Origin of the sequence: Plasticicumulans sp., assembly GCF_035331805.1 — a bacterium.
Classification (GTDB): Bacteria; Pseudomonadota; Gammaproteobacteria; order Competibacterales; family Competibacteraceae; genus Plasticicumulans.
This window is the reverse complement of the sequence record NZ_DAOLKE010000165.1, coordinates 1-7,851: the sequence shown is the minus strand read 5'-3', so window position 1 is coordinate 7,851 and position 7,851 is coordinate 1. Positions and strand designations below refer to the sequence as shown.

At 69.2% G+C, this 7,851-nt stretch carries 5 protein-coding genes; 3 read left to right on the top strand and 2 right to left on the bottom strand.

Features of this window, described 5'->3' with window-relative positions; all coding sequences use genetic code 11:
- Positions 1–61: 61 nt before the first annotated feature.
- Complete coding sequence (gene htpG, locus PKE44_RS12000) at positions 62–1,966, bottom strand: molecular chaperone HtpG (RefSeq protein WP_324551457.1); 1,905 nt, start codon at positions 1,964–1,966, stop codon at positions 62–64.
- Positions 1,967–2,414: 448 nt separating this feature from the next.
- Between htpG and PKE44_RS11995 the strand changes: the two genes are divergently transcribed.
- Together PKE44_RS11995 and PKE44_RS11990 are read left to right on the top strand one after the other, a co-directional pair.
- Positions 2,415–4,424 carry an ATP-binding protein gene (locus PKE44_RS11995; protein ID WP_324551455.1) on the top strand — a complete coding sequence of 670 codons (2,010 nt, stop codon included), beginning with the start codon at positions 2,415–2,417 and terminating at the stop codon, positions 4,422–4,424.
- A 10-nt stretch (positions 4,425–4,434) separates the two neighbouring features.
- Entirely contained in the window at positions 4,435–5,457 is a 1,023-nt protein-coding gene (locus PKE44_RS11990) for a response regulator (protein ID WP_324551452.1), read from the top strand.
- Between the two features lie 109 nt (positions 5,458–5,566).
- Here the strand turns inward: PKE44_RS11990 and PKE44_RS11985 are convergent, their stop codons facing one another.
- Positions 5,567–7,459, bottom strand: coding sequence for a methyl-accepting chemotaxis protein (locus PKE44_RS11985; RefSeq protein WP_324551450.1), 1,893 nt, complete (start codon positions 7,457–7,459; stop codon positions 5,567–5,569).
- 234 nt (positions 7,460–7,693) lie between these two features.
- On the opposite strand from PKE44_RS11985, the gene PKE44_RS11980 reads away from it, so the two are divergent.
- Entirely contained in the window at positions 7,694–7,828 is a 135-nt protein-coding gene (locus PKE44_RS11980) for a hypothetical protein (RefSeq protein WP_324551448.1), read from the top strand.
- Positions 7,829–7,851 lie beyond the last annotated feature (23 nt).

Below are 7,851 nucleotides of genomic sequence, written 5' to 3'. Positions count from 1 at the left end.
GGCCCGCCCGGTTTCCCGGACGGGCCGCATCTGAGCATCGGGCGGGCCGAAGCCCGCCGGTTCAGGCCGCCAGCGTCAGCAGCAGGCCGTTCAGGCGCTTGACGAAGGTCGCCGGGTCTTCGAGCGTGCCGCCTTCAGCGAGCGTCGCCTGACCGAACAGCAGGTGCGCGAGGTCGGCGAAGCGCGTGTCCTCGGCCTCGGCATCGAGGCGCGCGATCAGCGGGTGCTCGGGGTTCAGCTCCAGCGTCGGCTTGCTGCCGGGCACGTCCTGACCGGCTTCCTTCAGCAGCCGCTCCAGATGCGCGCTCATCGCGTATTCCTCGACGACGAGGCAGGCCGGCGAATCGGTCAGGCGCTGCGACAGGCGCACGTCCTTGACCGCGTCACCGAGCACGGTCTTCACGCGCTCGACCAGGCCCTTGAAGCGCTCCTCGACTTCCTTCTGCTGCGCCTTTTCCTCGTCGGATTCGATCGCGCCGAGATCGAGCGCACCCTTGGCGACCGACACCAGACGCTTGCCGTCGAATTCTTCGAGGTGCGACATCAGCCACTCGTCGACGCGCTCCGACATCAGCAGCACCTCGATGCCCTTCTTGCGGAACACTTCGAGGTGCGGGCTGTTCTTCGCGGCGGCGAAGGAATCGGCGGTGATGTAGTAGATCGCCGTCTGGCCTTCCTTCATGCGCGCGACGTAATCGGCGAGCGAGACGCTCTGCTCCGGCGTGTCGGCCTGGGTCGTGGCGAAGCGCAGCAGCTTCGCAATCTGCTCGCGGTTGGCGTAGTCCTCGCCCGGGCCTTCCTTCAGCACGCGACCGAATTCCTGCCAGAAGGTCGCGTACTTTTCGGGTTCGTTCTTCGCGATCTCTTCAAGCAGGCCGAGCACCTTCTTGACCGAGCCGGAGCGGATCGAGTCGATGACCTTGTTCGACTGCAGCAGCTCGCGCGAGACGTTCAGCGGCAGGTCGTTGGAATCGATGACACCGCGCACGAAGCGCAGGTAGCGCGGCATCAGGTGTTCGGCGTCATCCATGATGAACACGCGCTGCACGTACAGCTTCACGCCGTGCTTCTGGTCGCGGTCCCACAGGTCGAACGGCGCACGCCCGGGCACGTACAGCAGCGAGGTGTACTCGTACTTGCCCTCGACGCGGTTGTGGGTCCAGGCGAGCGGATCCTGGAAGTCGTGGCCGACGTGCTTGTAGAAGGCCTTGTAGTCGTCGTCGCTGATGTCGCCCTTCGCGCGCGTCCACAGTGCCGAGGCCTTGTTGACCTGCTCGATCTCGCGGGTCGCCTCGCCGCCTTCCTCCTCGGCCGGCTTGCTGACGGTCAGCATCACCGGCAGCTGGATGTGATCCGAGTACTTGGTGATGATCGAGCGCAGCCGCCAGTCGTCGAGGAACTCGGCGGCTTCCTCGCGCAGGTGCAGCGTCACTTCGGTGCCGCGCGCGGCCTGCTCGATGGATTCGAGCGTGTAGTCGCCCTCGCCGGCCGATTCCCAGCGCACGCCGTGTCCGGCGGTCAGGCCGGCGCGGCGCGTGGTCAGCGTCACGCGCTCGGCGACGATGAACGCCGAATAGAAGCCGACGCCGAACTGGCCGATCAGCGAGGCGTCCTTCTGCTGGTCGCCGGAGAGCTGCTCGAAGAAGGCGCGCGTGCCGGAACGGGCGATCGTGCCGATGTTGTCGATGACCTCCTGACGGCTCATGCCGATGCCGTTGTCGCGGATGGTCAGCGTGCGCGCGTCCTTGTCGGCGGCGATGTGGATGGCGAGCGTCGCGTCGTCCTCGAACAGCGCACCATCGGTCAGGGCCTCGAAGCGCAGCTTGTCGCAGGCATCGGACGCGTTGGAGATCAGCTCGCGCAGGAAGATCTCCCGGTTCGAATACAGCGAGTGGATCATCAGGTGAAGGAGCTGCTTCACCTCGGTCTGGAAGCCCAGCGTTTCCTTGTGCGTATCGACGGTCATGGTCGGATCGGTCTCCGGCTCGGTGGATGAGGGAACGCGGCCGGACATGCGGGCACCGGCCGGCGGTTTCAAGTCCCCCGGCTGCATCGGGGCGCCACGGCGGTTTGCGGCGTCTGCGCGGACGCCTCCGCTGGCCGCACATGCGGCATTTGCCGGTTGTGGCCGACCGCCGGAGCACGGAACCTGACCGTACCGTCACTTGACGCTCCGGCGGACGGCAGCCAGCTTGATCGCCAATTCCGAGCGATTTTCACGGTTACTCGGGTCAGGCACGGATTCATGCCGCTCCCACGCAGGAACGGCAGGCCGCCGCCACCGCATCCATCACTGGCTTTTCCGACCGGCTCCCGCCGGTTCCAGCTGAAGCGCAGTACCCGTATCGAGCCGGGCCACGGGGCCGGTCCGCGCTTGCGAACGAATGCCGGCAGATGCCACGGGAGGCCACACCATGCCGCAATCGCCACGCCAGTCCGCCACCGCCGGCATCGTCGCCGCCGGTGTCCTGCTCGTCGCCGCCACGGCCGCCGGCCTGTGGGCGATCCAGAAAAAACACGCCATCGACCTGGAGGCGACGCGCGCCGCCTACATCCAGGAAAGCCACCAGCGCCTGCTCGCCCGTCGCGAACAGGTCGAGATCGAACTCGGTGCGCTGGCGCGCGGCCTGCGCGCGATCGCGCGTCTGCCGGCCGTGCAGGCGCAGGGTCCGGCCGGAGCCGCCGAACCGGAAACCGCCGCGGCAATCGGCGAAATCTTCCTCGGCCAGCAGCGCCTGCGTCCGCAGCGGCTGCTGGTGGTCGGCACCGGCAGCGATGCGCCGATGCCGTACCGGCTCGATGCCGTGACCGTGCTGCCGTGGACCGCCCCGCGCAAGGCCGCCAGCGCCGACTGCACGGCGCGCAGCGACGCGCTGCTCGACGAACGCCTGCGCGGGCAGCTCGCATACCTGCAGCAGCAGCACCCGCGCGCCAACGCCGTGCCGTGGTCGGCCTATCCGGCGATCGGCGCCCGGGCGGTGCCGGACTGCCTCGATCCGGACGGTGCCGGCCACTTCCTGTGGACGGTGCCGGTCTACGCCACCGATGGCACGCTCAGCGGCGCGGTCGCCGTCGTACTGCCGTCCCGCGCGCTGGCCGCCGCCATCGGCGCCGGTGCCGAGGACGGCAACTTCGCGCTCTACAACGCCGATCATGATTATCTGGTCGCCGGCGGTCCCGGCGGCGAGGCCGGCCGTGCTGCCGGCTGGATCCGCCAGCAGCGCGCCGCCCCCGACACGATCTACTCCGAAACCATGCCGCTCGGCCTCGCCGGCGCGGCGCGCGGCTGGCTGGTCTGGTACGGCCGCCCGGACAGCGACTGGGCCACGCGCCCCGACGTGCTCGGTGCCGATCGCTTCCACCGGCTGGCGCAGGCGGTCGTGATCGGCCTCGCCGTGGTCGCGGCGCTCGCGCTCGCGCTCGGTGCCCGTCGCCGGCGCGTGCTCGAACGCCTGGTCGCCGAACGCACGCGCGAACTGCACGAGAGCCAGGCGGCGCTGGTGCAGGCCGGTCGCCTCGAAGGCCTCGGCACGCTCGCGGCCGGCATCGCCCACGAGATCAAGAACCCGCTGGCCTGGACGCGCAGCAACCTCGATGTCTGCGTCGATCACGCCCGCACGCTGGCCAGCCTGAGCAAGGACTGGCGCGAGGCGCAGCAGCCCGGGACCGACACCGATGCGCGCGCGCTGAAACTCGGGCGCACGCTGATCGCCGCCGAAACCTTCGTACGCGAGGAAACGGCGACCGAGCTGATGCAGCTGCTCGAAGACTGCGCCGACGGCACCACGCGCATCCAGGCCATCGTCGAGGCCGTCGGCAGCTTCAGCCGGCTCGACCAGCGTCAGGTCGTCAGCACCGAGATCCCGAAGCTGGTCGCGAGCGTGCTCAGCATCGCCGGCTCGGAAATCCGCAAGTGCGGCGCCCGGATCGACACCCGCTACGCCGAAGACCTGCCGGCGATCATCTGCGCGCCCGGCCAGCTCGCGCAGGTGCTGCTGAATCTGGTCGTCAACGCCTGCCACGCCATGCAGGGCGCCGCCGAGCACCGGCTGACGATCAGCGCCGAGCTGCACGCGCGGGGCCGGCGCGTGCGGCTGGTGGTCAGTGACACCGGCTGCGGCATCCCGGCCGAGATCCGCGACCACATCTTCGATCCGTTCTTCACGACCAAGGACGTCGGCAAGGGCACCGGCCTCGGTCTGCACCTCGCGCACCAGATCGTGCGTGCCCACGGCGGACGCATCCTCGTCGACAGCACGCCGGGGCACGGCGCGAGCTTCACGCTCGATCTGCCGGTCGATGCCTCCGCCGAACTTGCCGCGGCCGCTCCGGTCGATGCTGCGGCCACCACCGCTGCCGCCCCCCGCCCGGCCGGCAATCCGGACCCGTCCGAACCTCTGCGCCCGCTGGGCGCGGCTGCCTGAGGGACCCCCGATGAGCACGACGCCGCATCTCGTTCCTGTTCCCGTTTCCGGCACCCGCCCGCAGCCCGCCGGCAGCAAGCTGCCGACCGTGCTGTTCGTCGATGACGAACCACCGATCACGCGTTCGCTGTCGGCGCTGTTCCGGCGCACCGGCCAGTACGCGGTGCTGACCGCCAACTCCGCCCGGGACGCGCTGGAGCTGCTCGGCACGCACGACATCGACGTGATCGTCAGTGACCAGCGCATGCCGGGCATGACCGGCGTCGAGCTGCTGCGCGAGTTTGCGACGCGCTCGCCGCGCACGATGCGCATCCTGCTGACCGCGTGGTCGGACCTCTCGGCGATCACTGCCAGCATCAACGAAGGCGAAGTGTTCCGCTTCGTGCAGAAGCCCTGGGGCAACGACCTGCTCGCGACCGTCGCCGTTGCCGCCTCCGCCTCGCTGGCCCCGGCCAACGAACCGGTGCACGGCGCTCCCGATCTGGTGCCGGCCGCCGCCCAGGGCACCGGCGTCGGCATCCTGGTCGTCGACGATGGTCGCGAACTGCTCGATCTGGTCCGGGCCGACTTCGGCAGCACGCATCCGGTACATGTCGCCCGCCACGCCGATCAGGCCATCGCCCTGCTCGAACAGCACGAGGGCATCGGCATCGTCGTCTCCGACGTGCGCGTCGCCGACGAGGACATGACCGATGTGATCAAGGGCATCAAGGCCACGCACCCGGCGGTGCTGTCGGTGATGGTCACGGCGCTGCATGACGGTCCGACCGTCATCGACCTGATCAACGAAGGCCAGCTGTTCCGGCTGATCGGCAAGCCGGTCAAGCCTTCGGTGCTGCGCCTCGCCCTCGGCTCGGCGCTGCGCAAGCACGAGTTCCTGCGCAATGAACCCGGTGCCCTCGCCCGCCACCGCCCCGCCGAGGCTCCGGCCGTCGCCGAACGCCTGCAGCGCCGCGGCCTGCTGAAGCGCCTGCTCGGCAGCGTGCGCCACCTGTTCTCGTTCGGCTTCGGCACCCGCTCGGCCGCCTCCTGAAGCCGCGGCATCCGCTGCCCTGAAAGCCATCGACCCCGTCCGGCCGGACGGGGTCGATGGCTTTCTGCCTGCCGGAAAACGCGCTGCGCGTCCCTGGACGGCCTCCGGCTCAGCAGCGGAAGCGCCCGACCAGCTCCTGCAGCTGCGCGGCCATCTTCGCGAGCTGGCCGGCGGCCTGCTGGATCTCGCGGCTGCCCTGCTCGGTGCTGGACGCAGTCTGGGCGACGCGGTCGATGCCCCGGGCGATTTCACCGCTGGCCTGCACCGTGTGCGCGAGGTTGCCGGCGATGTCGTTGGCGACGGCGTTCTGTTCCTCGACCGCGCCGGCGACGCTGGTCTGGATGTCGCTGACGCGGCGGATGATCTCGAAGATGCGGCCGATCGACGCGATCGCGCCCTGGGTGTCGGTCTGGATGCCGGTGACGCGCTGCGCGATCTCGTCGGTGGCCCCGGCCGTCGCCTTCGCCAGCTCCTTGACCTCGCCGGCCACGACCGCAAAGCCCTTGCCGGCCTCGCCGGCCCGTGCGGCCTCGATGGTTGCGTTGAGCGCCAGCAGGTTGGTCTGCTCGGCGATCGAGCTGATCAGCTTCACGACCTCGCCGATGTGGCTGCTGCTCTCGCCGAGGTGCTGGATCAGCGCCTGCGCATCGGTGGCCACGCGCACGGCCTCGTCGGTGACGTTCGAAGCCTCGGCCGTCGCGCGCGAGATTTCGCGGATGCTCGCGCTCATCTCCTCGGTCGCCGCCGCGACGTTCTCGACCCGCTGGCTGACCTGACCGGCGCTGAGCGCGGCACGGCCGGCATCCTCGGCGTTGGTGGCGGCATCGGTGTTCATCTGCTTGCTGACCGCCCCGAGTTCCTCGCTGGCCGCGGCCAGCGTGTGCGCGTTCTCGCCGATCGGCGTGATGCTGAGGCGCAGGTCTGCGAACAGCCGGTTCAAGGCATCCGCGACCTCGCCGGTCGGCCGGTCGGCCGGGATGTCGAGCTGCTGGCGCAGGTCGCCGTGCGCCGCTTCGTGGACGGCCGCACGGATCTGCGCAACCTCGGCCTGCATGCGGGCGGCCTCGATGCGTTCATGCTCTGCCTGCGCACGCTCGGCTTCGCGCTTCTCGTGTTCGGCCGCGGCCAGCCGGCGTTCCTGCTCGGCCTGCGCGGCAGCAGCGGCCTGGGCTTCGCGGTTGGCGGCATCGATGTCGGCGAGTGCGCTGCGCTGGGCGTCGATCGCCTGGTTCAGCGCCGTCGCGAGCACCGTCAGTTCGTCGTTGCCGGCCACCGGCGCGTGCTTCGAAAGATCCCCGCCGGCGACGGCACCGAGCACGCCGACCGCCTCGCGCAGCGGCAGCACGATGCTGCGCGTGACCAGTACCGCGGTGGCGATGCCGAGCACCAGCACCAGCGCGGCGATACCGATCAGCCACGCCTGCGTGCTGCGGTATTCGTCCTGGGCTTCTTCGTAGACCTGGCGGTTGGCGGTTTCCTGCAGGCGCAGGTTGTCCTCGAGCGCCGCGCGCCAGCTGCGCAGGCCTTCGTTCATCGGTCCGTCGATGACGGCGAGCGCGTCGGCGGTCTTGCCGTCCTGGATCAGCTCGAAGGCGCGGTTGGTGTACGGGCGCACGGCAAGGGTCGCGGCGTCGATGCGTTCGCGGATCGCACGGCCCTGCGGGCTGGCCGGCAGGGTTTCGAGTTCGCGGCGGGCGTTGTCGTAGGCGCTGCGGAAACCGGCCACGTCATCGCGCCGGCGCAGCGCGCCGGCAGTGTCGCCGTTCAGCGCCTTGATCGCCGCGTCGCGCATGATCGAATGGATGCGGTTCAGCGCATTCATCATCGTCGTGTTCAGCGTCATCTTGCGGACGTTGTCGTGGACGAGGTCATCGATGTTGTCCTGGATGCCGCCGAGATTGCCGAGCGCGGTGGCGATCATCAGCAGGACCAGCAGCAGCACGGCGGCAAACCCGGCTCTGAGCCGGGTGCCGATACGGAAACGACGCAGCAGGGCGTTCATGACAAGGACTCCGGCGGGACGGCGGAAGAAGGATCAGTCGGGCTTGCGCGGATTCCCCCCGCGTTTCTGGAATCTGGATCACCCCCAGCCAATGCGTCGGCAGCCGGCGGTAAAACTGAAGGCGGGACTTTACTCCCAAATCCCTGCTGAACCACGCTCCCCGCCCCCATTCGCGCTGGCGCCCGGCTTTGCACGATTTGCAATCCTGCCGCCGTCCCAGGTCGCCGGAAAATCATGAAAATCAACAATTTATTGATTTTGATTAATATCAAAGACATCCATGCGCAATTTGCAGCAGGGGTCGGGGAATGGGCTTTCCGGGACACCGAATCCGCTGCCGGCGGTGAGCGCACACCGGCAATCTCCTGATCTTCAGCCCTGCCCTCCAGAGC